General features: G+C 56.3%; 24 protein-coding genes. 13 read left to right on the top strand and 11 right to left on the bottom strand.

The genetic code is table 11. The features are described from left to right. Positions 1-17 precede the first annotated feature (17 nt). From B5E62_RS08745 to B5E62_RS17535, 4 genes are all read left to right on the top strand, one after another. On the top strand, positions 18-509 hold the full coding sequence (locus tag B5E62_RS08745) for an Lrp/AsnC family transcriptional regulator (protein ID WP_087174215.1): 492 nt from the start codon (positions 18-20) through the stop codon (positions 507-509). Next, a complete protein-coding gene (locus B5E62_RS08740) occupies positions 506-1,672 on the top strand; it encodes an aminotransferase class I/II-fold pyridoxal phosphate-dependent enzyme (RefSeq protein ID WP_087174214.1) in 1,167 nt (388 codons plus the stop codon). Before B5E62_RS08745 ends, B5E62_RS08740 begins: the two co-directional genes overlap by 4 nt. Positions 1,673-1,911: 239 nt before the next feature. Continuing rightward, on the top strand, positions 1,912-2,202 hold the full coding sequence (locus B5E62_RS16910) for a hypothetical protein (protein ID WP_162610284.1): 291 nt from the start codon (positions 1,912-1,914) through the stop codon (positions 2,200-2,202). 129 nt (positions 2,203-2,331) lie between these two features. Next, positions 2,332-2,496 (top strand): hypothetical protein, encoded by a 165-nt coding sequence (locus B5E62_RS17535; RefSeq protein WP_330398076.1) that lies wholly within the window; start codon positions 2,332-2,334, stop codon positions 2,494-2,496. A 61-nt stretch (positions 2,497-2,557) separates the two neighbouring features. Here B5E62_RS17535 and B5E62_RS08730 read toward each other — a convergent pair whose 3' ends face one another. Next, positions 2,558-3,793: an MFS transporter gene (locus B5E62_RS08730; RefSeq protein ID WP_087174213.1), complete on the bottom strand. Its 1,236-nt coding sequence runs from the start codon at positions 3,791-3,793 to the stop codon at positions 2,558-2,560. 302 nt (positions 3,794-4,095) lie between these two features. Here B5E62_RS08730 and hydE point away from each other — a divergent pair, with 302 nt between their 5' ends. From hydE to hydF, 3 genes are all read left to right on the top strand, one after another. Further along, the gene (gene hydE / locus B5E62_RS08725) at positions 4,096-5,154 is read left to right on the top strand and encodes a [FeFe] hydrogenase H-cluster radical SAM maturase HydE (RefSeq protein ID WP_330398075.1); all 1,059 of its coding nucleotides are present in this window, start codon (positions 4,096-4,098) and stop codon (positions 5,152-5,154) included. Positions 5,155-5,204: 50 nt separating this feature from the next. Beyond that, entirely contained in the window at positions 5,205-6,626 is a 1,422-nt protein-coding gene (gene hydG / locus B5E62_RS08720; RefSeq protein ID WP_087174211.1) for a [FeFe] hydrogenase H-cluster radical SAM maturase HydG, read from the top strand. A gap of 71 nt (positions 6,627-6,697) precedes the next feature. Continuing rightward, positions 6,698-7,987 (top strand): [FeFe] hydrogenase H-cluster maturation GTPase HydF, encoded by a 1,290-nt coding sequence (gene hydF / locus B5E62_RS08715; RefSeq protein ID WP_087174210.1) that lies wholly within the window; start codon positions 6,698-6,700, stop codon positions 7,985-7,987. On the opposite strand, the gene B5E62_RS08710 is transcribed toward hydF, so the two are convergent. Then, on the bottom strand, positions 7,984-8,934 hold the full coding sequence (locus tag B5E62_RS08710) for a type II CAAX endopeptidase family protein (protein ID WP_087174209.1): 951 nt from the start codon (positions 8,932-8,934) through the stop codon (positions 7,984-7,986). The genes hydF and B5E62_RS08710 overlap by 4 nt on opposite strands. A 52-nt stretch (positions 8,935-8,986) precedes the next feature. After that, entirely contained in the window at positions 8,987-9,604 is a 618-nt protein-coding gene (locus B5E62_RS08705; protein ID WP_087174208.1) for a hypothetical protein, read from the bottom strand. A gap of 187 nt (positions 9,605-9,791) precedes the next feature. Between B5E62_RS08705 and B5E62_RS08700 the strand changes: the two genes are divergently transcribed. The 5 genes from B5E62_RS08700 to B5E62_RS08680 all read left to right on the top strand — a co-directional run bounded on the left by B5E62_RS08700 (position 9,792) and on the right by B5E62_RS08680 (position 13,455). Continuing rightward, complete coding sequence (locus B5E62_RS08700) at positions 9,792-10,772, top strand: diacylglycerol/lipid kinase family protein (protein ID WP_087174207.1); 981 nt, start codon at positions 9,792-9,794, stop codon at positions 10,770-10,772. Next, positions 10,769-11,605 carry a glycerophosphodiester phosphodiesterase gene (locus B5E62_RS08695; RefSeq protein WP_242957791.1) on the top strand — a complete coding sequence of 279 codons (837 nt, stop codon included), beginning with the start codon at positions 10,769-10,771 and terminating at the stop codon, positions 11,603-11,605. The genes B5E62_RS08700 and B5E62_RS08695 overlap by 4 nt, the downstream gene beginning before the upstream one ends. 134 nt (positions 11,606-11,739) lie before the next feature. Continuing rightward, positions 11,740-12,378 carry a phosphatase PAP2 family protein gene (locus tag B5E62_RS08690; protein ID WP_330398074.1) on the top strand — a complete coding sequence of 213 codons (639 nt, stop codon included), beginning with the start codon at positions 11,740-11,742 and terminating at the stop codon, positions 12,376-12,378. Positions 12,379-12,445: 67 nt separating this feature from the next. Next, the gene (locus tag B5E62_RS08685; RefSeq protein ID WP_087174204.1) at positions 12,446-12,868 is read left to right on the top strand and encodes a bacteriohemerythrin; all 423 of its coding nucleotides are present in this window, start codon (positions 12,446-12,448) and stop codon (positions 12,866-12,868) included. A gap of 14 nt (positions 12,869-12,882) precedes the next feature. Then, the gene (locus tag B5E62_RS08680) at positions 12,883-13,455 is read left to right on the top strand and encodes a DUF4230 domain-containing protein (protein WP_087174203.1); all 573 of its coding nucleotides are present in this window, start codon (positions 12,883-12,885) and stop codon (positions 13,453-13,455) included. Between the two features lie 136 nt (positions 13,456-13,591). On the opposite strand, the gene mutY is transcribed toward B5E62_RS08680, so the two are convergent. The 8 genes from mutY to B5E62_RS08640 form a co-directional block, all read right to left on the bottom strand. Continuing rightward, positions 13,592-15,364 carry an A/G-specific adenine glycosylase gene (gene mutY, locus B5E62_RS08675; protein ID WP_087174202.1) on the bottom strand — a complete coding sequence of 591 codons (1,773 nt, stop codon included), beginning with the start codon at positions 15,362-15,364 and terminating at the stop codon, positions 13,592-13,594. Positions 15,365-15,370: 6 nt separating this feature from the next. Beyond that, the gene (locus tag B5E62_RS08670) at positions 15,371-16,024 is read right to left on the bottom strand and encodes an HAD family hydrolase (RefSeq protein WP_087174201.1); all 654 of its coding nucleotides are present in this window, start codon (positions 16,022-16,024) and stop codon (positions 15,371-15,373) included. A gap of 139 nt (positions 16,025-16,163) precedes the next feature. Continuing rightward, complete coding sequence (locus B5E62_RS08665) at positions 16,164-16,910, bottom strand: amino acid ABC transporter ATP-binding protein (protein ID WP_087174200.1); 747 nt, start codon at positions 16,908-16,910, stop codon at positions 16,164-16,166. Further along, positions 16,900-17,592 carry an amino acid ABC transporter permease gene (locus B5E62_RS08660; RefSeq protein WP_087174199.1) on the bottom strand — a complete coding sequence of 231 codons (693 nt, stop codon included), beginning with the start codon at positions 17,590-17,592 and terminating at the stop codon, positions 16,900-16,902. Before B5E62_RS08660 ends, B5E62_RS08665 begins: the two co-directional genes overlap by 11 nt. Before the next feature lie 19 nt (positions 17,593-17,611). Next, positions 17,612-18,337: a basic amino acid ABC transporter substrate-binding protein gene (locus tag B5E62_RS08655; protein ID WP_442911354.1), complete on the bottom strand. Its 726-nt coding sequence runs from the start codon at positions 18,335-18,337 to the stop codon at positions 17,612-17,614. A 180-nt stretch (positions 18,338-18,517) separates the two neighbouring features. After that, positions 18,518-19,345: an undecaprenyl-diphosphate phosphatase gene (locus tag B5E62_RS08650; RefSeq protein WP_087174197.1), complete on the bottom strand. Its 828-nt coding sequence runs from the start codon at positions 19,343-19,345 to the stop codon at positions 18,518-18,520. Next, the gene (locus B5E62_RS08645) at positions 19,339-20,217 is read right to left on the bottom strand and encodes a Cof-type HAD-IIB family hydrolase (RefSeq protein ID WP_087174288.1); all 879 of its coding nucleotides are present in this window, start codon (positions 20,215-20,217) and stop codon (positions 19,339-19,341) included. The genes B5E62_RS08650 and B5E62_RS08645 overlap by 7 nt, the downstream gene beginning before the upstream one ends. Positions 20,218-20,224: 7 nt before the next feature. Then, on the bottom strand, positions 20,225-20,815 hold the full coding sequence (locus B5E62_RS08640; protein ID WP_087174196.1) for a hypothetical protein: 591 nt from the start codon (positions 20,813-20,815) through the stop codon (positions 20,225-20,227). A 165-nt stretch (positions 20,816-20,980) separates the two neighbouring features. Between B5E62_RS08640 and B5E62_RS08635 the strand changes: the two genes are divergently transcribed. Then, on the top strand, positions 20,981-22,006 hold the full coding sequence (locus B5E62_RS08635; protein ID WP_162610286.1) for a 3D domain-containing protein: 1,026 nt from the start codon (positions 20,981-20,983) through the stop codon (positions 22,004-22,006). The last annotated feature ends 85 nt before the right edge of the window (positions 22,007-22,091 follow it).

Here is a 22,091-nt window from a genome sequence, read left to right as displayed (position 1 = left end):
CTGAAGGAGGAGACTACATGGACAAAATCAGGAAACAGATCCTGCTGACTCTTGAGACCAACAGCAGGATCGATCTGAATGAACTGGCTGTTCTTCTTGGCACTGATGAGGTGACCATCGCAAATGAAGTGGCAGCTATGGAAAAGGAACATATCATCTGCGGCTACCACACGCTGATCGACTGGGACAGGGCAGGCGAATCTCTCGTCAACGCCCTCATAGAGGTGCGTGTCACGCCCCAGAGAGACCAGGGCTTTGACAAAGTGGCAGAGCGCATATACAACTACCCGGAGGTCTCCGCCGTATATCTCATATCCGGCGGCTACGACCTGCTCGTGACCATAGAGGGCCGCACCCTGCAGGAAATCTCACATTTTGTCTCCGGCAAGCTGTCCCCCATCGACGAGGTCATCAGCACGGCCACCTATTTTATCCTGAAAAAATATAAGGACCACGGGACCATCCTGACAAAGCCCTCCAAGGGAGAAAGGATGCTGATCACGCCATGACAAGAAATCCATTATCTAAAAAAGCTGTTTCCCTGGCCCCCTCCGGCATCCGGAAGTTTTTTGACATCGTGAGCGAGATGGAGGACGCCATCTCCCTGGGCGTGGGGGAGCCTGATTTTGACACCCCCTGGAGAGTCCGGGAAGAGGGCATCTACTCCCTGGAGAGAGGGCGCACCTTCTACACCTCCAACGCAGGACTCAAGGAGCTGAAGCTGGAGATCAGCCGCTATCTGGCGCGGACCATCCAGGTGGATTACGACTACAGCAGGGAGGTGCTGGTGACCGTGGGCGGGAGCGAGGCCATCGACCTGGCCTTCCGGGCCATGCTGGACCCCGGGGACGAGGTGCTCATCCCTCAGCCCAGCTATGTATCCTATCTGCCCTGCGCCGTGCTGGCAGACGGAGTCCCTGTGACCATCCCCCTGCAGCATGAAAACAGCTTTAAGCTGACAAGGGAGGAGCTGGAGGCAGCTATCACCCCCAGGACGAAAATCCTGGTCCTCCCCTTTCCCAACAACCCCACCGGCGCAGTCATGACCCGTGAGGACCTGGAACCCATCGCGCAGGCTGTCATGGAGCACGACCTCTATGTGGTCTCCGATGAGATCTACTCTGAGCTGACCTACAGCGGACAGCACTGCTCCATCGCCTCCCTGCCGGGCATGCGGGACCGGACCCTGGTCATCAACGGCTTCTCCAAGGGATTTGCCATGACCGGCTGGCGCCTGGGATACATCTGCGGCCCAGCCCCCATCGTGGAGCAGATGACCAAGATCCACCAGTACGCCATCATGTGCGCTCCCACCACCAGCCAGTACGCCGCCGTGGAGGCTCTGCGAAACTGCGGCAGGGATGTGGAGCAGATGCGGGAGTCCTACAACCAGAGACGCCGCTTCCTCATGAACGAGTTCCGGAAGATGGGCCTTCAGTGCTTTGAGCCCTACGGCGCCTTCTACGCCTTTCCCTCCATCCAGGAGTTCGGCATGACCTCCGAGGAATTTGCCACCCGCCTCCTCCAGGAGGAGAAGGTGGCCGTGGTGCCGGGGACTGCCTTTGGCGACTGCGGCGAAGGGTTCCTGCGCATCTCCTACGCCTACTCGCTGGCGGACTTAAAGGAAGCCATCGGACGGCTGGAGAAGTTCGTCAGACGGCTGCGGGGATAATTTTGCAAGAAAAATCGCTCTTGTGTCTTTCATATAACAAGACACAGGAGCATTTTTGTTATCAAGGGTCAAAATTCTACTTTTTAGCTCCTGATTTTCTCATATGACATAAATATGTATTTATTTCATTTTCATAGCTTCTCTTAAATATGTCATCCTCCTTCTCATTTAACATATGACAATGATATTGTTAAATGGTATACTTCGTTTAATTTAAATTGTACACATGGAGGCATATCATGTCAGATAAACAGTCAAGGGCTATATCGGAAAAATATTCTCCCGAATGGTTTTATGAAATAGCACAAACTCGTGAATACGTAGAATTTGATAAAAAAGCCAAACAATTACAGGCTGATTTCGTAAATCAATTTGGGACTGAACAATTAATGTCTCTCACTGGCAAAGATTTACTGACTTCATTATTCTTCAACAATGAGAGAAATAAAACCAATCTATGTTATGTCTCGTTTATACGAAAAATTCCTTCTCGGATACTATCGAAAGGAACATCCCGAGCTCATTGTTAACGCATCGCAGATATGACCCAGAGGCAGTATGGGCGCAACACATTACATTCGGGCAATTTATATCAAATTTTCACCTATGTCAAAAACAAGGAATTTGAACTCAGACAGCAAAAACACTCTGTATCAGGAATGATTCTATATGCCAAAACAGATGAAGAAATAGTTCCAAATAGTTCATATCTAATGAGTGGAAATCAAATTTCTGTTCAGGCCTTGGATTTAAATAGGGATTTCAAAGAAATTGCAGATGAACTGGATCATATTGTCGAAAAACATTTCTCAGCAAAAAGCTAAAGGGGCTGTCTATTTGCCGACAGCCCCTTGTTCAGATATTTTACACTCTTTTCTTTTTTATTTACGCCCTCATCCTCCTCACGGACAGCCGGAACAGGAAAAGTCCTGCCACAAACACCACCGCCAGCACGGACACACCCAGGTTGGTACTGCCTGTGAGCTGGGACACCACGCCCACGAGGGTGGTTCCGATAAAGGACGCCCCCTTGCCGCAGATATCCAGAAGGCCAAAGTATTCACCGGATTTTTCCGGCGGGATCAGCTTGGCAAAGTGGGACCTGGAGAGGGCCTGTATGCCGCCCTGGAAGAGTCCCACGCAGACCGCCAGGATCCAGAACTGGAACTGGCTCTCCATGAACATGGCAAAGATGGCGATGCCGGTGTAGGCCAGGATACAGACTGTGATCAGGTTGGCGGAGGGATATTTTTTTGTCAGCTTTCCAAAGACAATGGCCGATGGGAAGGCCACGATCTGGGTCACCAGAAGGGCCAGGAGAAGCCCGGTGGTGTCAAGCCCGAGGGCAGTCCCGTAGGCTGTGGCCATGTCGATGATCGTGTAGACGCCGTCGATGTAGAAGAAGTAGGCCACAAGGAAGATAAGGATCTTCCTGTCCTTTGCCAGCTCCTTCAGAGTGCGCCACAGCCGGCCAAAGCTCTCGCTGACCATGCCCGGTTCCTTCTCCACATAGTGGATCTGGCGGTATTTCTTGAGGAGCGGCGTGGAAGCCAGCAGCCACCAGGCAGCCACGATGAGGAAGGAAATCCCCATGGCCGTCTGCATGGAGAGCCCCAGGCTCCCGGCTCCCAGCACGATCCCCAGGCTTACGATGAAGGGGATACAGCTCCCGATATAGCCCCAGGCATAGCCCTGGGAGGAGACCTCGTCCAGCCTGTCCGGCTCTGTCACGTCGTGGAGCATGGAGTCATAGAACACAAGACTGGAGGAATAGCCGATCCTGGCGATCACGAAGATGACCAGGAAGCTCAGCCAGGTGGTGGCGATGCCCATGGCCACGCATCCGACCGCCCCCACCAGAAGGGTAGCCAGGAAGACCGGTTTCTTGTAGTTCTTCGTGTCCGCCACAGCGCCGAACACAGGACCGATGAAGGCCACAGCGAGGGTGGCCACGGAGGCCGCGTACCCCCAGTAAGCCAGGTATGCAACAGAGGACAGCCCTGCCTCCTCTGCCAGATAGTTGAAATAGATGGGAATGATGGTGGACACAAGCAGGGTGAAGGCGGAGTTGCCCACGTCATACAGGATCCACGCCTTTTCCAGGGAAGTATATTTCTTCATTTTCCGTTCTCTCCTTTTGCACAGCGCGGCCTGTTCCCGCCCTGTTCTCATAAAATCACATCTCTACAAGTATACCTCCGTGATATCAATTTGCAAACAGAAAAATGTTAAGTTCCTGTAAAGTATTTCTATTTTTTTACAGGTATGGTATAATAAATAAAATTTACGTACTGATTGCAAAGGGTGACACCTGAGCAAAAAGGCGCATTTACAAATGGACAAGCGGGAGTATTTTATACTTTTTTAGTCTGCGCCTTCGGGTGCAGACTATTTTTATGCCGCAGAGGACAGACAGGAGGATTATGGACACTAAGACACTGATCGACAAACTGCACAGGGAGCGGGCCCTCTCCGGGGAGGAGTGGGTCCGGGTCATTGACGGGCGCACCCCGCAGGCGGCGGAGCATCTCTTCAGACTGGCCCGGGAGGTGCGGCAGGCCGTCTACGGGAAGGATGTCTACATCCGGGGACTCATCGAGTTCACCAACTACTGCCGGAACGACTGCTACTACTGCGGCATCCGAAAGAGCAACCCTCACGTCCAGCGCTACCGGCTGTCCCAGGACCAGATCCTGGACTGCTGCCGCCAGGGCTATGAGCTGGGATTTCGCACCTTTGTGCTCCAGGGCGGGGAGGATGGCTGGTTCACAGACGAGAGGATGGTCTGTCTCATCCGGAGCATCAAGGCCGGATTTCCGGACTGCGCGCTGACCCTCTCCATCGGCGAGCGGGGGCACGATTCCTACCAGGCCTTTTTTGACGCCGGAGCGGACCGCTACCTGCTGCGCCATGAGACCAGCAGCAGCGACCACTACAGAAAGCTCCATCCGCCGTCCTTGAGCGCCGCTCACAGGAAGGCCTGTCTCCTGGACCTGAAGTCCATCGGCTACCAGGTGGGGGCCGGCTTCATGGTGGGCTCCCCCTTCCAGGAGACCCGGCATCTGGCCGAGGATATGCTCTTTCTCAAGGAGCTCCGGCCCCACATGGTAGGCATCGGCCCCTTCATCCCCCACAGGGACACGCCCTTCGCCGGGAAACAGGCGGGTACCCTGGAGCTGACTCTGTACATGCTGGGTCTTCTGCGGCTCATGCTGCCGGACGTCCTTCTGCCCGCCACCACCGCCCTTGGCTCCATCTGCGAAGGCGGGCGGGAGCTGGGCATCCTGGCTGGTGCCAACGTGGTCATGCCCAATCTGTCCCCCAGGGGCCACAGAAAGGACTACTCCCTCTACGACAACAAGCTGAACACCGGCGCCGAGTCGGCAGAGGGACTGGCGGACCTGTCCCGGCGCGTGGAACAGACCGGCTGCCACGTGGCGGTCTGCCGGGGAGACTGGCGTCCCTGCCCTGACCAGTCGTAAATGGATCTGCTTCCCCACAGGGAAGGACTTACAGTAAGGAGGATATAGAAATGTATGATGTAAATTCCACACACCCGGATGAATTTATCGATCACGAGGAAATCATGGAAACTCTGGCCTTTGCGGAGGAGAACAAGCACAACGAAACGCTCATAGACGAAATACTGGAGAAGGCCAGAAAGAGAAAGGGCCTCTCCCACAGGGACGCCGCCGTCCTGCTGGACTGCGACATTGAGGAGAAAAACCAGGAGATCTACCGGCTGGCAGAGCAGATAAAGAAGGACTTCTACGGCAACCGCATTGTCATGTTTGCCCCTCTCTATCTGTCCAACTACTGCATCAACGGCTGCACCTACTGCCCCTACCACCTGAAGAACAAGCACATCCCCCGCAAGCAGCTCTCCCAGGAGGAGATCCGGCGTGAGGTCATCGCCCTCCAGGACATGGGACACAAGCGTCTGGCTCTCGAGGCCGGCGAGGACCCGGTGCACAACACCATGGACTACTATCTGGACAGCATCAACACCATCTACAGCATCAAACACAAAAACGGTGCCATCCGCCGGGTCAACATCAACATCGCCGCCACCACAGTGGACAACTACCGGCTCCTCAAGGAGGCCGGCATCGGCACCTACATCCTCTTCCAGGAGACCTACCACAAACAGAGCTATCTGGAGCTTCACCCCACAGGTCCAAAGCACGACTACGACTACCACACCACAGCTATGGACCGGGCTATGGAGGGCGGGATCGACGATGTGGGCATCGGTGTTCTCTTCGGCCTGGACAAGTACCGGTATGAGTTCACCGGGCTCCTCATGCACGCGGAGCACCTGGAGGCAGCCTTCGGCGTAGGCCCCCACACGATCAGTGTGCCCCGCCTCCGTGACGCGGACGACATCGACTCCAGCTCCTTCAAGAACGGCATTGACGACGACACCTTTGCCAAGCTGGTGGCCTGCATCCGCATCGCCGTCCCCTACACCGGCATGATCATCTCTACCCGGGAGAGCAAAGCATGCCGGGAGAGAGTCCTCCACCTGGGAATCTCCCAGATCAGCGGCGGCTCCCGCACCAGCGTGGGCGGCTACTGCGAGCCGGAGCCGGAAGACGCCCGCTCCGAGCAGTTCGACGTGATCGACAGCCGCACCCTGGACGAGGTGGTGCGCTGGCTCATGGAGATGGACTACATCCCCAGCTTCTGCACAGCCTGTTACCGGGAGGGCCGCACCGGCGACCGCTTCATGTCCCTGTGCAAGAGCGGCCAGATCCAGAACTGCTGCCACCCCAACGCCCTCATGACCCTGGAGGAGTACCTGATGGACTACGCCTCCCCGGAGACAAAGGCCATCGGCGACCGGCTCATCGACCGGGAGATCCAGAATGTGCCAAACCCCAAAGCCCGGGCCGTGGTGGAGGAAAATCTCCGTCTCATCCGGGAGAACAACCGGCGGGATTTCCGCTTCTGATGCGCAGCCTCTGATACGTATCACGAACTGAACACCGCATGAACTGAACACAGCATGAACAGGAGGACACTATGAGTTTAAACAACACCCCTTCCGCCGAGCGGACACACATTGGCATCTTCGGACGGCGCAACGCCGGCAAATCCAGCCTCATCAACGCCCTCACCTCCCAGAGCCTGGCCATTGTCTCGGACATCAAGGGCACCACCACCGACCCGGTGACAAAGGCCATGGAGCTGCTGCCCTTAGGTCCGGTGGTCCTCATCGACACGCCGGGCCTGGATGACACAGGAGAGCTGGGGGAATTGCGTGTTCGGAAGGCCTACCAGATGCTGAACAAGACCGACATCGCCGTCCTGGTGGTGGACGGCCCTGACGGGCTGACGGAGGAGGACCGTCAGATACTCTCCCGGATACAGGAGAAGCATATCCCCTGCCTGATCGCCGTGAACAAGGCGGACCTCCTCCCGGAGACGGCCGAAGCTTCTGCTGCCCTCAAAAACAACATAGCCAGGCAGGCAGAAGCCCCGTCAGGAACCGCTGTCCCTGCGCTGCCTGTCAGCGCAAAGACAGGCCAGGGGATACAGGAGCTGAAGGAGCGCATCGCCGCCCTGGCACCCAGGGAGGACGAGAGCCGGCGCATCGTGGGAGACCTTCTCTCCCCCATGGACCTTGTCTGTCTCGTCATCCCCATCGACAAGGCCGCTCCCAAGGGCAGGCTCATCCTGCCCCAGCAGCAGACCATACGGGACATCCTGGACACCGGGGCCCTTGCCCTGGCGGTGCGGGACACGGAGCTGAGGGAAACGCTGGAGGGAAGAGACGGAAAGCCGGGCCTGAAGCCCGCCCTTGTCATCACCGACAGCCAGGCCTTCGCCTACGTCTCCTCGGTGGTGCCCCCGGAGCTCCCCCTCACCTCCTTCTCCATCCTCTTTGCCCGGTATAAGGGCAATCTAAAAGCCCTGGCAGAAGGCGCCAGGGCTCTGGATACACTGAAGCAAGGAGACCATATACTGATATGCGAGGGCTGCACCCACCACAGACAGTGCGGAGACATCGGCACGGTCAAACTGCCCGCCCTCATCCGGCGGCACACCGGCCTCGCGGGCCCGGAGAATCTTCGCTTCTCCTTCACCAGCGGCACGGAGTTTCCCTCAGACCTCTCCCCGTTCCAGGCGGTCGTCCACTGCGGCGGCTGCATGCTGAATGAGCGGGAGATGAAATTCCGGATGGCCTGCGCAAGGGACGCCGGCGTCCCCATGACCAACTATGGCATCGCCATCGCCCACATGAACGGCATCCTGGAGCGGAGCCTTAAGCCCCTTGCAGACAGCCTCCGGCAGACACCGCAGGAGAGCTAGTAGGGCATCAGGCCGCGCATGATGGCACCGAAGGATGCGAGGAACATGATCACACCGATCACAAGGATATAGGCGCTGCTCCCCACAAGGGCGAGCAGCGTCTTTCTCTTTTCTCTCGGGAACAGCCCCCGGTCATATCCGGGCTGTCCCCTGTGGATCAGATAGTTGCCGATATAGATAAGGAAGGGGGCCCCGCAGGCGTACAGCATGTAGACCGCCACGGTGAAAAGGGGCAGATGGCTCGACATGGCGGTCTGCACCGCCTCTATGTCCCCCGCGCTCTCCTGCACCGGCACGAGGGACAAAAGCCCCAGGAGCAGCACAGGCACCGCATTGTTGACAAAGTGGAAGAGCATGCTGTAAAACAGGTTGTCCGTCTCCACCAGAAGATAGCCCAGAGCCACTCCCAGGATGGCGGTGGGGATCATCCTCCACACGCTTCCGTGGAAGGCGCCGAACACCACTGCCACGATGAGGATGCCCGCCCACTTGCTCTTCATGCCCCGCAGACAGCCAAGGAAGCCGCCCCGGAAGGCCAGCTCCTCACAGACGGCCGGAGTGAGGGCCACAAGGAACAGGGCCAGCAGCACAGGGATGCTCACCACGATATCCTGCACGCCCTGCCCGGCACCCAGCACCTCCTGTGGGAAGAAGTAGGACACAAGCATAGTCACCGCCATGGCCGCAAGGAAGGTGCCAAGCCACAGGATCAGCGTGCCCGCCACCCTGGACGCCCGTGGCCATTTAAAAGGGAAGACTCTGCGCAGGTCCGCCCGGAACAGGGCCGCCAGCAGGACTGCCAGGAGAGCCAGCAACAGCTCGTGGAGCAGGGTGCCCCACACCCCGAACCACATCCCCAGAAAACCGCTCACTACAAAGATATCCAGCGCAAATGCAAGTACAAATATGACGGCCATCCAGGGCCTTAAATTTCTCTTTTCCATCATCGATCAACCTTCTTCTTTCTTCTATGCTGCTATTTACACGCTCCGCCGCATTCTAGTGAAAAAATATATTGTAGAGCATCAGGAGCATGACAAGGATGACAAGGACTTTGCCGAACAGGGCTCCTGTCCCGTATTCATCAAACACCTGGTCCCCCTCAAAAATCCCGGGGTCGCTCTTCCTCTCCTTCCACTGAAAATCATCCATGTAGTGCTTCCATCCGGTCCGGTCCGTGTAGACCGTCACCTCCGGCGATGCCAGGAAACGGTGTATCGGGCGGCTGTAGGCAGGACTCTCGATCCGGTTGACAACCCCGGTCACCGGATCCGCCACCTCCGCCACCAGCACATAGTACCGCCGGTACCTGGCCCTGTGATGGCTGTCCTCGTAGGGCTCGCTCTTCATGATGACATTCACGATCCTCCCCCTGGCTGCGTTTCCGGATCCTTTTATCTCCCGCCCCTGCCTGCGGTAGAACAGGGCTCTCCTGACTCCCTGCACCGCGGTAAATACAGGAAGGAGACCGGCTGCCAGGAACAGGAGGTAGGTATTCTGAAATCCGGCATACAGGATCCCCCTCATCAGGCTCGCATACCAGATGAGCACGAAGACAACGGTAAAAGCCGTCCCTCTCATCTCCTCCTGAGCCGGACGTATCTTTCTTCTGAACATGACCTTTTCCCCTCTGGCAGAGCACGCTCTGCCGCCCTTCCTATTATGTATACAATTTCCTTTAATATAGCACCCCCGCAGACGTATGTCAAGGAAGCGTACTTCTTGCCTGCCACTCTTTTTCGCAGTATAATCTTACATGTCGGGACGTCCTTTCACAAAATGTCCCCGCACAAAGGAGAAAACCATGTTTACTTTTATCATAAACCCCGCCTCCCGCTCCGGCCTGGGGCGGCAGGTATGGGAGCGTCTGGAGCCGGTCCTGGACAGGCGCGGCATTTCCTACAAAGCGTATATGACCTGCTGCCAGCGCCATGCCACCCGGCTGGCCCGGGAGCTCACGGCAGACGGGAGGGAGCAGACGCTCGTGGTCCTCGGAGGGGACGGCACACTAAACGAAGTCGTCAATGGGATACAGTGCTTCTCCGGCACCACGCTGGGCTATATCCCCGTTGGGTCGGGAAATGATTTCGCCCGGTTTTTCCACTTCCCCTCTGACCCGGAAGAGGCCCTTTCACTCATACTGGACTGCCACCCGTCGTATGCGGACATGAATATAGGAAATCTTGTATTCAGGGGACAGGAAAAGCGGTTTGCCGTGAGCGCCGGGCTGGGATTCGACGCCGCCATCTGCCATCAGGCGGTCATCTCCAGGCTGAAGCCGGTCCTGAACAGACTGCACCTGGGCAAGCTGACCTATGCGCTGATCGCTCTGGACAGACTGCATTTCCTGCGGCCCGCAAGGGTCACTGTCACATTTGATGACCGCACCTCCCTCTCTTTTACAGACACACTTTTTGTGACTGCCATGAACCATCCCTACGAGGGCGGCGGGTTTAAATTCTGTCCTGGCGCAGACCCCTGCGATGACAGGCTGGACGTCATCGTGGTGTCCGGCATCTCCCGGCTCAAAGCGGTCCTTCTCCTGCTCCTGTCACAGAAAGCCGCCCACACGGGAGCACGCGGCATCTTCATCCGCTCCTGCAGGCGGGTCCGCATCGAGAGCGACACATCCCTCCCTGTCCACACCGACGGAGAGCCCGTGTTCCTGCAGCGGCGTATGGATGCCTCCCTGCTCCAGGAGCGCCTGCGGGTCATCGTCCCCCGGGACAGCGCCCCCATTCCCGGGGCCCCTGACAAGACAACAAAAGAAAGGAGTCGCACATGACTATGTCTATGTATCTTGTGATCTTCATTGCCCTGCTGGCTGCCGCCGCAGGCCTGTATCTCTTCTCCATATCGCCACGCAGGTCCCGCCTGCGGGAGATGCGCAGGTTCATGAAGACCAAATTTGCCCACAGGGGCTACCACTGCGCGGCGAGGAGGATCCCCGAGAACTCCCTGGCCGCCTTCAGGGCCGCCCTTGACTGCCACTATGGCATAGAGCTGGATGTCCACCTGACAAAGGACGGGCAGGTAGCAGTCTTCCACGATGACACGCTCGAGCGGGTCTGCGGTGTCCCCGGCTCTGTGGAGTCCCACACCTACAGCGAGCTCCGGAAGCTGTTCCTCCAGCACACAGCCGAGCGCATCCCTCTTCTGGCCGACGTGCTCTCCTGTGTAAACGGACGGGTGCCTCTCCTCATTGAACTGAAGCTGCCCGGCCGGTCCGTGAAGCTGTGCGAGAAGACCTACGAGCTGCTCCAGGACTACAGGGGCCCCTGTCTGATCCAGTCCTTTAACACCCTGGGGCTCCGCTGGTTCCGCATCCACGCCCCCCACATCCTGCGGGGCCAGCTCTCCTCCAACCTGACGGCAGACGACGACACCGCCCCCTATATCCTGAGGTTCCTCGTGAAGCACATGCTGTCCAATTTCCTGGGCAGACCGGACTTCATCTCCTACAAGCTGAAGGACCTTCCGGAGCCGGGCGTGTGGCTGTGCCGGGTGCTCTTCCGCACACCGGTAGCAGTGTGGACACTGAACACGGAAAACGCCATGAGAAGGGGCATTTCCGGATATGAAATGCAGATTTTTGAAAAAGAGGCTGAATTTTATTAAGAAACGGTGAAGCGCCTTGTTGAATATTTTTTTTCGTGTTATAATCCGATTGAATTGAAAATATAACTTTTATATGAAGATCATGCACTAGATCGGAAGGACGTATCAATATGTGGAAAAAGGCAAAAAACTTCATGAAAAAGTACCGTCATGCCTGGGTGCTGCTTTACGGGTTTATCTATATGCCCTGGTTCATCTGGCTGGAAAAGCATGTACGGCAGGGCTATTACCTGATCCACTCTCCGCTGGATGACTATATACCCTTTGTAGAATACTTTATCGTCCCGTATTTTCTCTGGTTTGTATTTATCGCGGCAACAGGGCTCTATTTTTTCTTTACAGACAGGCGGGGCTTTTACAGACTGTGTACGTTCATGTTTTCAGGCATGACCATCTTTCTTATCATATGCACCATCTTTCCCAACGGCCTGGCACTCCGTCCGGAGGTCTTTCCGCGGGATAATATATTTACAGACGCAGTGAGATGGCTGTACCAGACAGATACACCCACCAATGTGCTGCCCAGCATCCATGTCTTTAACTCGCTGGGCGCCGCCTTTGCTATCGGCCACAGCCACGCTCTCAGGAAAAAGAGGTGGGTACAGCCTGCAGCCTTCGTGCTGGCGGGGCTCATCATCCTGTCCACCGTGTTCCTGAAGCAGCACTCTGTAACAGACGTTTTTGCAGCCATGGTCATGGCGGGCGTGATCTATCCGTTCGTGTATGTGCCAGCCGGGAAAAAGGCTCCGAGCCTCTCCCATCAGCCGACATAGACGCCGGCATCCCAATGAGACAAAGGGCAGCCTTTGCTATAAATGTTTACTTTAAGGAGGAAAAATCATGTACGCAGAATTTACAGATAATCTGGTAACAGGTAACGAGATGATCGACTCTCAGCACAAGGAGCTCATAGAGAAGATCAACGCGGTGATGGAGAGCTGCGAGCAGAGCAACGACAAATCCGTTGCTGTCAGGACTCTGGACTATCTGGAGGACTACACAAACTACCACTTCTCCGCCGAGGAGCAGCTCCAGAGAGAGATCGACTATCCCGGCTTCCAGAAGCACAAGGAGCAGCATGAGATCTTCAAGCAGACCATCTCAGACCTGCAGGAGATGCTGCAGGAGGAGGAAGGTCCCTCACCAGCCTTTGTGCAAAAGGTGCAGGAGAAGGTCATCGAGTGGCTCTATGTCCACATCCAGGGATTTGACCGCTCTGTGGCAGAGTATAAGTTCATGCGCGAGAACAACGAGCGTCTCTAGGGGGAGCCGTACAGATGAAAAAGCTACAGGTCATTCTTGTTGTAGTGGCCTCCATTGCCCTGATCGCGGTGGGCTTTCTGGCTTCCCGCCTCCTGGAGAGCGGCCCGGAGGTGACAGTCAGCGCCACCTCCATCGAGGAGCGGCTGACCCGCTGCAGTTCCCTCACCACCGCCCGCCTGGAGTACAGAGGGCTTGTAAAGTACGAGGAGGGCGATATCCCTCTCATCAACAAGAAGGCCTTCTCCATGATCTACGACGCCCAGATCAGCGCTGGCATTGACCTGGGAAACGCCCAGGTGGAGGTGCACGGCAGCGATATCAGCATCACTCTTCCTGAGCCTGCCATCCAGGACATCACCATTGACCCGGATTCTCTGGAGTTCTACGATGAGCAGTTCGCTCTTTTCAACTGGACCGACAGGGAGGACACGGTGAAGGCCATGGACTATGCCATGGAGGACGCGCAGGCAAAGACCAGTCAGAGCGATATCCTGGCTCAGGCAAAGGAGCAGGCACAGACAGTGATCGAGACACTCCTGGCCCCTGTCACAGAGGATGGAGCCGGCTACACGCTGCATATCCAGTAAAGTGTATAGGGCCCTATATTTATTGATATCAGTAAAATCGCTGAAGTCTTACGACCTCAGCGATTTTATTTTCCTATAATTTATCAAAACTTTTACCGGCCAGCACCTCTAAATGATGTTCTGACCTCTCTGATATCTATTCTCTGTACCTCTCATTTCCCAGCCGTATCTGCAGATATCCGGCGTACTTCTCAAAGGCGGAGGGGATGGCGTACTCCTCCTGGGCTGTCCTGGGCTGGATGAAGACCAGCTCCTCCCGGCAGGACTTCTCCAGCTCGTCCACCTGCACCAGATATCCCACCATGTCCCACTCCACATGGCTGAAGATATGCCTGGCCTCCCCCAGCTCCTGCACCCGGACAGGGGCAAGGCCGATGCCCTTGCTGTAGGCCACCGCCTCCTCCAGGGTCAGGTGTCCCTCCACGCTGGGGAGCTCGTAAAGCCCTGCCAGGAGGCCCTTTGCCGGGCGCTTTCGGAGGGCCGCCGTGTCCCCGTCCCGGAAGATGAAGACGGTCTTCTTCTCCACCCGCCTCTTCTTCGCCTTTGTCCGCACCGGCAGCTCTCCCTGCACTCCCTCCCTCTTTGCCCTGCACAGGTGCGCCAGGGGACACTGGCCGCACCTTGGCTCCCCGCCGGGGAGACACACGAGAGCTCCCAGCTCGATGAGCCCCTGGTCAAAGTCGCTGGCCGCGTCGGCGGGGATCACCTCCTGCAGCTCCTCCTCTGTTTTCCTCTTCACAGAGGCCCTCATGATGTCCTCCCTGCTGGCCAGGAGCCGGGAGACCACCCTCAGCACATTGCCGTCCACCGCCGGCCGTGGAAGCCCGAAGGCAAAGGCGCTAATGGCCCCTGCCGTGTAGCTCCCTATCCCTGCCAGGGAAAGGATATCCTCGTACCTGTCCGGGAACACGCCCCCGTACTCCTCCATGATCTGCCGGGCCGCCTTCTGCATGTTCCGCACCCGGTTGTAGTAGCCCAGGCCCTCCCACAGCTTCAGCAGCACATCCTCCGGCGCCTCCGCCAGCGCCTTCACGTCCGGCAGGGCCGCCAGGAACCTCTCATAGTAGGGCTTCACCGCCTCCACCCGGGTCTGCTGCAGCATGATCTCAGACACCCACACCCGGTAGGCGTCCGGGTGCTCCCGCCAGGGAAGGTCCCTTTTGTTTTCCCGATACCAGTCCACCAGGGGTTTTCGTATCTCATAGAGGGTCCTCTCACCCAGCACCACAGGCACTTCCCTTCGGATGGAGATGGCGTCTCTCTCCACGTGGCAGTCCCAGGCTGTCACCCGGACGCCTGCTGCCGCCGCCTTTTTAAGAGCCTCACCAAAGGCAGGGTGAGTGTCCATGTTGGGCGTGAAAAAGTCCACATCCTCCATCTGCACCACGAAGAAGACAGCAGCCTCCCAGCCCTCCTTCACCGCGGCGATCAGCTCCTCCATGTGCTTCACCGCCCGCTCGCTGGGGGCGTCCGGAAAGCGCACCACGCCGTCCTCCTCCAGGGTGACTCCCTTCACCTCTATGAGGACCTTCCGCTCTCCCGCCTCGGCGTACAGGTCGATCCTGGAATTTCCAAAGGTATACTCCGGCTTGAGGAAGGTGAGGCCGGGCAGAAAGGCGCGTCCCTCCTCCGCCTCCTCCAGCCACTCCCGCACAAGGGCGTTGGGAATCTGGGAGTCCATATTGATGAGGCGCTCCCCCTTCCACACGGAGATCAGGTCCCACTTTGTCTTCCTCTGGGGATTGTCCGACTTCTGCACGCAGACTCTGGCGCCGGGCACAAGGAGCTCCGCGCACCGGCCCGTGTTCTTCACGTGGACTGTCTCCCTTGCACCCTCTATCTCCACATAGGCGATGAACCGGTTGGGCCGCTCCAGGAATTTGCCGTCATAGATTCTCTCGTATCTCATACTCTGTCACGCCATCCTCTCCAGAAATGCGGGCAGGTCCCGGAGGCTTCCCAGCTCTGCGTCTATCCGCCCTTCCAGCTCCGCGCCCGCCCCTGTCAGGTCCGGCACCATGACCACATGGCAGCCGGCACCCAGGGCGGACTTAAGGCCGTTGGGGGCGTCCTCCACAGCCAGACATTCCTCCGGCTGGCATCCCACCTGACGGCAGGCGTACTCGTACACGTCCGGATAAGGCTTTCCCCTCTCCACCATAGTGGCGCACACAAGCCTGTCAAAACAGTCTATGATGCCTGTCTCCGTCAGATACTGCCGGGTCCTCTCCTCATCCGTGGCCGTCACCACAGCCAGCAGGTAGCCGGCCTCCTTCAAGACCTTCAGAGTCTCGTCCACAAAAGGCTTTTTCTCCACTCCGTGCTCCGCAAGGTGCCGGCTCATCAGCTCTTTGCGCCGCTCCCTGATCCCCCGGTAGTCCGCCTCCTGCCCGAAGCGCTCCGCAAACCACCGGCTGGCGTAGCGGCTGGCAAAGCTGCGCAGCATGCAGGAGTCCTCCACCGTCATCTCCACGCCGTGCTCCCGGGCGGCCTGGCGCCAGAAGCGGGTCAGATACTTCTCTGTATCGATCAGCGTACCATCCATGTCAAACAGGACTGCTCTTATCATACTATCGTCTTCCCTTCCATAAAATCTATTCCATTGTCTCTGTTTTTCCGCGCAATGTCAAATAGTTTAGCTGCAAAAAAGCGGATATACACTCCGGGAAATGTATATCCGCTGCATTTTTTTCTGTCAGAGAGCCTCTTTAGAGTACCTTGGACAGGAACTCCCGGAGCCTCGGCTCCTTCGGGTCCGTAAAGAACTCTTCCGGCTCCGCCTCTTCCCTGATCTGTCCGGCATCCATGAATATCACTCTCGTCCCCACCTCACGGGCAAAGCCCATCTCGTGGGTGACAACAACCATAGTCATGCCGTCCTTTGCGAGCTGCTTCATCAGGTCCAGAACTTCCCCTACCATCTCCGGGTCCAGGGCGGAGGTGGGCTCGTCAAAGAGCATCACATCCGGCTCCATGGCCAGAGACCGGACAATGGCAATACGCTGCTTCTGTCCGCCGGAGAGCTGGGACGGGTAAGAGTGGGCCTTCTCCTCCAGCCCTACAAGCTGCAGGAGCTCCATGGCCTGCTTCTCCGCCTCTTCCTTGCTCTTCCTGCGCACCTTGATGGGCGCCAGTGTGATGTTCTCCAGGATCGTCTTGTGGGGGAACAGATTGAAGTGCTGGAACACCATGCCCATCTTCTGGCGGTGCTTGTCAATGTCAACCTTCTTGTCCGTGATGTCCACACCTTCAAAATAGATATGTCCGCTGGAGGGAACCTCCAGCAGGTTCAGGGAGCGCAGGAAGGTGGACTTTCCGGAGCCGGAAGGCCCCACGATGACCACCACTTCCCCTTTGCGGATCTCTGTGGTGACGCCGTTCAGCGCATGGAGGGCACCACCGAACACCTTATGTACGTCTTCAACTCTGATCAGAACTTCTCCGTTAGTGATCACTGTTTCTCAGCCTCCTTTCCAGCAGACCCACCAGCCTGCTGAATACCAGCACCATGACAAGGTAGATCAGCGCCACCGCGATGAGAGGCATGAACGCGTCATAGGTCCTGCTCCGGATGATATCGCCGCCCTTTGTGAGATCCTGCAGGGCAATATAGCCGGACACAGAAGTCTCCTTCAGAAGGGAGATAAACTCATTTCCAAGGGCCGGCAGCACATTCTTGAATGCCTGGGGCATGACAATGTAGAACATGGTCTGCCTGTAGTTAAATCCAAGGCTCCTGCCCGCCTCAAACTGTCCGTTGTCGATGGACATGATGCCGGACCGGAAGATCTCTGCCACGTAGGCACCGGAGTTGATGCCGAAAGCCAGGACCGCGACCATGACCTTGCTGATATCCGTACTTCCGAATATGACAAAGTAGATGATGAGGAGCTGTACCACCACCGGGGTGCCCCGGATCACGGTCAGATAGAGATTGCACAGAGCGTTCAGTATCTTCAGCTTTCCCGTGCGGTCGTGGGTGGAGCGCACGATGGCCACCAGAAATCCAAGGACGATACCCAGGATGACCGCGCACAGCGTGATCTGCAGGGTCACGACAAGGCCGTCTGTCAGATATTTCCACCTGTCCTCTGCGATAAAATTATTGATAAATTTTGACTGCAAATCCTGCAACATCTCTTACACCTTTTCTTCTCTACTCAGCAGCAGCTTCGCTGTCTGCGGAAATGTATTTCGCGATAATCTCATCCAGCTCTCCGGACTCCTTCAGAGTAGCCAGGGCATCGTTTATCTTGTCAACCAGCTCTGTGTTGTCCTTTGCCACTGCGATGGCGTAGTCCTCCTCTGTAAACGCCTCGTCCAGGATCTTCAGGCCCTCGGACTCTGCCACGAACTCCTTGGCCGGCTCACCGTCGATGACAACCGCGTCGATCTTATCCTGCGTCAGAGCCTGCACAGCCTCAAAGCCCTTGTTGTACTGCTCTACTGTGGCATCCTCGATGTCTGTGGCATAGAGGTCGCCTGTCGTCCCGAGCTGTACGCCGATGGTCTTTCCCACCAGGTCGTCAGGCCCTGCGATCTCGCTGCCCTCTTTTACGATGATGACCTGTGTGGCGTGTGCGTATGTGTCTGTAAATGCCACGCTCTCCTCGCGGTCAGGTGTAACGGTCATGCCGGCAGCTCCGATGTCTGCCTTGCCGCTTGTGACAGCCGGGATGATGGAGTCAAACGCCATGTCCTCCACCTTCAGCTCCATGCCGAGTTCCTCGGCGATGGCAGAGGCGATATCCACGTCAATGCCCACGACCTCGTCTCCCTCGTGGTACTCGTAGGGCGGGAACTCTGCGTTTGTGGCCATGACGAGTGTGTTGTCCTCCTCAGAGCCGCTGTCAGAGCTTCCTCCGCAGGCAGCCAGTCCCATTGTACATGCAGCTACCAGCAGCATGCTTACAACTTTTTTCATTTTCATAATCCTTTCCCTCCAGAATATATTTTTTCATAATTAATGCATAAAGATACATGTCAGTAAATATTCTAACATGTCCAGAATAAAAAACAAGTGGCTTTTTCTATATAATCTATAGAAAAAACCACCATTTTTTTATGCAATGATCATCTGTACAACAGCCGCGACAATGATGATCGCTCCAAGAATGATCCTGTAGTAACCGAACACCTTGAAATCATGATTCTTTATGTATCCCATCAGGAACTTGATCGCCAATACAGACACGCCAAAAGAAACCACACAGCCCAGCAGCAGAAGGCCCGCCTCCTTCGCCGTAAAGGAGAGCCCGAATCCGATCAGCTTCAGGAAGCTCGCCCCGAACATGACCGGAATGGCAAGGAAGAAGGTGAACTCCGCCGCCACGCCTCTAGATATCCCGATCATGAGGGCGCCCACTATCGTGGCACCGGACCTGGATGTCCCGGGAATGAGAGCCAGCATCTGGAACACGCCGATCCAGACCAGCATCTGGACGGACAGCTCCGAGATCTTTGTCACCTTCGGGCGAACGTGTTTGTTCCGGTTCTCCACCACGATGAAAAGGACACCGTATACGATCAGCATGACCGCCACCGGAAGAGGCTTATAGAAGATGGCATCCAGGTAGTCGTTGAACAGAAGCCCCACCACAGCCGCGGGCACGGACGCGATCAGCACCTTGATCCACATCTGCCATGTCAGGAGCTTCTGCTTCTGTGTCTTTTTCGGAGAGAAGGGATTCAGCTTATTGAAATAGAGCACGACCACTGCCATGATGGCGCCAAGCTGGATGACCACGTTGAACATCTCCATAAAGGCATCACTCAGGTTTGGCTGCAGGATATCCCCCACAAGGATCAGGTGGCCGGTGCTGCTGACCGGAAGCCACTCGGTGATACCCTCCACGATTCCCAGGATTATGACTTTGATAATATCTAACATTGATCTATCTCCTTCTGTTTTCTGTCATGTCTCTCATTCTGCCGGAGTTCCCGCAGAATATACTTCTCAATGGCCGCCGCGGCACCCTCCCGGTCATTGGAGAGTGTGATCACGTCCGCTGCCGCCTTTACTTCGTCCGTGGCGTTTTCCATGGCAACTCCCAGCCCCGCTTCCCTGAGCATGGCGATGTCGTTGGAGCCGTCTCCCACCGCCATGATCTCCTCACTGCCTATGCCCAGGAGCTCTCCCAGGAGCAGAAGGCCTCTTCCCTTGTTCACGCCCTTTGCATTCACTTCTATATTATTGCTCAAAGCGCCTGTTATTTCAATATCCGGGACCTCTTTTTCTACCTCTTTCCAGGCTTTTTTACATTCTTCCCTCGTCCGGAACAGAGCCTGGACCTTGTCAGTGGGGGCCTTTCTCTCCTCATACACGGCCCTGACATCCGCCACCGGCCGCCTGGAGTCTGTTATGTAGCGGGCCATGGGCCTTCTGGGCACGTACTCGTCAATATGCTCCAGCTTCTCCTTCTCCGCATAGCCCACCCCGTCATAGTATATCTCCAGCATCGAGTCATAGCGGCTGCATATTTCCAGCACTCTGCGCCCCGTCTCATAGGGGACAAGGTCCTCACAGAGCACCCGCCCCTCCTTAAGATCTACGATCCTGGCGCCGTTCGAGGCCACGGCATACCGCACTCCGGGAAACTTAAGCACCTCCTCCGGGATTCCTGTCAGGGGGCGCCCCGTGGCGGGCACGACCGCAACTCCCCTGTCAATCGCCTCCCGCAGGACCTTTTTCGTGTGCTCTGTCAGCTCCTTATCCGTGGTAAGGAGCGTTCCGTCCATGTCCAGCCCGACCATTTTTATCATGTACCCTTTAGTGCTGCACTTTGTCATATGCCAGTAATTCCTTCCCTTCCTTCGTAAAGACCATCAGGCTTCTGCTCACTTTATCCTCGCTCCTCTCATATGCCTCTCTGCCGAATTCGATCATCCTGCCCAGCTTCTCCTCATCTCCGGCAGGCACAAAAAGCACCATATCCTTGGAGGGAGCCATGATCACCAGGTCATCGTCCAGCTTCTGCGCACACACATCCCATATATGCCGCAGGCACAGGGAGCTGGCCTCGTGGTGTCCGTCTGCCAGGACAGCGTAGCCTCCATACCAGGTGTGGCCGAAGATAAATTCCACATCTCTGGCAAGATTTTCGCATGCCTTGTAGTAAAGCCTCTCTATATCACAGTCCGGCGGAAGCATATTGTCCTTTATGATCTCATATGCGTCTTCTCCTCTCTGTATGACCAGAAGTACTGTCAGGTCCCCCACAAAGGAGATCAGGGGGGTGTCCCTCTCGGAAATATTTTTCCCGTTCAGTGCGTGGCTGTCGCGCAGCTCTTCCTTCACCCACGGGTAAATCTTGTCTTCTATGTTTTCCATCCTGTACTTTTCTTCTTCATATTTTTTCATAAACTCCGCTACCTCCCGGGTCTGTTTTATTCTCTAAAATAATTCTTAATTATCATAACAAAAATTGCGTAATAAAGCAATTTGTTGTATAATAGTTAAGCGTCCGGATACGGAAAATTTTGTATGCGGGCACAGGGAACTCGCCGAGAGAAAGGAAATGTATATATGATGAGTACGAAATTCAAGCGCATGCTGCGGGCCGGCGTTGTGGCCGGATGTGTCGCAGCCATGGGGTGTACCGGCACTCTGGTATACGCAGAACCTTCTACGGAAGAACTGGAAGAACAAAAGGGCGCCCTCGAAAATGAGGTCAGCAGCCTGAACGAGGAACTGAATAGTCTCAGCAGCGACATTGAGCAGCTCTCCACAAAAATGGAAGAAACTGCCGCTGCTATGGAAGAAACCCAGAAACAGATGGATGAAGCACAGAAAAAAGGCGAGGAACAGTACGAAGCCATGAAGCTCCGCATCAAATACATGTATGAGGCGGGAGATACCACATTCCTTGAGCTCCTATGCTCAGCGGAAGACATGGCGGATTTCCTGAACAAGACAGATTTTGTTCAGAATGTAAGCGAATATGACAGAGATATGCTCCAGGAGCTGGAGGATACCCAGAATGAGATCAAGAAGCAGGGGGACGCTCTCAGGGAGCAGCAGACATCCCTGGCGGATATGGAGGAGGAGCTGAACACAAAGCAGGCAGAGCTGCAGCAGCAGATTTCCGATAAATCCGACCAGATTTCAGAGTACAGCAGCCAGATCGAGAAGGCAAAGGAAGCGGAAGCACTGCTCGCACAGCAGAGGGCAGCGGCCCAGGCGGCCGCACAGCAGCCGTCAGGATCAGGCAGCTCGGGCAGCTCCTCATCGGGAGGCGGCAGTATATCCACAGACGGCAAGCAGAGTCTGGGACGCTTCCGCATCACTCACTACTGCCCCTGCTTTTACTGTACGGGCAGCTGGGGCGGCAGCAGCACGGCAAGCGGCACAGTCCCCACAGCGGGACGGACCATCGCGGTAGATCCCAGTGTCATCCCGCTTGGCTCACAGGTCATCATCAACGGACATGTGTATACCGCTGAAGATACCGGCGGCGCCATCAATGGAAATGTGATCGATATCTTTGTAAATGACCATGCGACCGCGCTGGCATGCGGCGTTTATTACGCGGAAGTGTATTGGGCAAACTGACAGGTCAACAATGGGCCGGTACCGGGTATCCCCCGGAGCCGGCTCATTTTTCATGCCATTTCCTTTGCGCCATATTCTCCGCGCC

Origin of the sequence: Lachnoclostridium sp. An118, from assembly GCF_002160985.1 — a bacterium.
In the GTDB taxonomy this organism is placed as follows: Bacteria; Bacillota; Clostridia; order Lachnospirales; family Lachnospiraceae; genus Claveliimonas; species Claveliimonas stercoravium.
Note: the sequence above shows the minus strand (reverse complement) of the source record. Positions and strands in the feature narration are given on the sequence as shown.

Bases quoted from the DNA above. Each gene is read 5' to 3' on its own strand.
- B5E62_RS08745 (WP_087174215.1), top strand. From the start codon at position 18: ATGGACAAAATCAGGAAACAGATCCTGCTGACTCTTGAGACCAACAGC.
- B5E62_RS08740 (WP_087174214.1), top strand. From the start codon at position 506: ATGACAAGAAATCCATTATCTAAAAAAGCTGTTTCCCTGGCCCCCTCC.
- B5E62_RS16910 (WP_162610284.1), top strand. From the start codon at position 1,912: ATGTCAGATAAACAGTCAAGGGCTATATCGGAAAAATATTCTCCCGAA.
- B5E62_RS17535 (WP_330398076.1), top strand. From the start codon at position 2,332: ATGATTCTATATGCCAAAACAGATGAAGAAATAGTTCCAAATAGTTCA.
- B5E62_RS08730 (WP_087174213.1), bottom strand. From the start codon at position 3,793: ATGAAGAAATATACTTCCCTGGAAAAGGCGTGGATCCTGTATGACGTG.
- hydE (WP_330398075.1), top strand. From the start codon at position 4,096: ATGGACACTAAGACACTGATCGACAAACTGCACAGGGAGCGGGCCCTC.
- hydG (WP_087174211.1), top strand. From the start codon at position 5,205: ATGTATGATGTAAATTCCACACACCCGGATGAATTTATCGATCACGAG.
- hydF (WP_087174210.1), top strand. From the start codon at position 6,698: ATGAGTTTAAACAACACCCCTTCCGCCGAGCGGACACACATTGGCATC.
- B5E62_RS08710 (WP_087174209.1), bottom strand. From the start codon at position 8,934: ATGATGGAAAAGAGAAATTTAAGGCCCTGGATGGCCGTCATATTTGTA.
- B5E62_RS08705 (WP_087174208.1), bottom strand. From the start codon at position 9,604: ATGTTCAGAAGAAAGATACGTCCGGCTCAGGAGGAGATGAGAGGGACG.
- B5E62_RS08700 (WP_087174207.1), top strand. From the start codon at position 9,792: ATGTTTACTTTTATCATAAACCCCGCCTCCCGCTCCGGCCTGGGGCGG.
- B5E62_RS08695 (WP_242957791.1), top strand. From the start codon at position 10,769: ATGACTATGTCTATGTATCTTGTGATCTTCATTGCCCTGCTGGCTGCC.
- B5E62_RS08690 (WP_330398074.1), top strand. From the start codon at position 11,740: ATGAAAAAGTACCGTCATGCCTGGGTGCTGCTTTACGGGTTTATCTAT.
- B5E62_RS08685 (WP_087174204.1), top strand. From the start codon at position 12,446: ATGTACGCAGAATTTACAGATAATCTGGTAACAGGTAACGAGATGATC.
- B5E62_RS08680 (WP_087174203.1), top strand. From the start codon at position 12,883: ATGAAAAAGCTACAGGTCATTCTTGTTGTAGTGGCCTCCATTGCCCTG.
- mutY (WP_087174202.1), bottom strand. From the start codon at position 15,364: ATGAGATACGAGAGAATCTATGACGGCAAATTCCTGGAGCGGCCCAAC.
- B5E62_RS08670 (WP_087174201.1), bottom strand. From the start codon at position 16,024: ATGATAAGAGCAGTCCTGTTTGACATGGATGGTACGCTGATCGATACA.
- B5E62_RS08660 (WP_087174199.1), bottom strand. From the start codon at position 17,592: ATGTTGCAGGATTTGCAGTCAAAATTTATCAATAATTTTATCGCAGAG.
- B5E62_RS08655 (WP_442911354.1), bottom strand. From the start codon at position 18,337: ATGGGACTGGCTGCCTGCGGAGGAAGCTCTGACAGCGGCTCTGAGGAG.
- B5E62_RS08650 (WP_087174197.1), bottom strand. From the start codon at position 19,345: ATGTTAGATATTATCAAAGTCATAATCCTGGGAATCGTGGAGGGTATC.
- B5E62_RS08645 (WP_087174288.1), bottom strand. From the start codon at position 20,217: ATGATAAAAATGGTCGGGCTGGACATGGACGGAACGCTCCTTACCACG.
- B5E62_RS08640 (WP_087174196.1), bottom strand. From the start codon at position 20,815: ATGAAAAAATATGAAGAAGAAAAGTACAGGATGGAAAACATAGAAGAC.
- B5E62_RS08635 (WP_162610286.1), top strand. From the start codon at position 20,981: ATGATGAGTACGAAATTCAAGCGCATGCTGCGGGCCGGCGTTGTGGCC.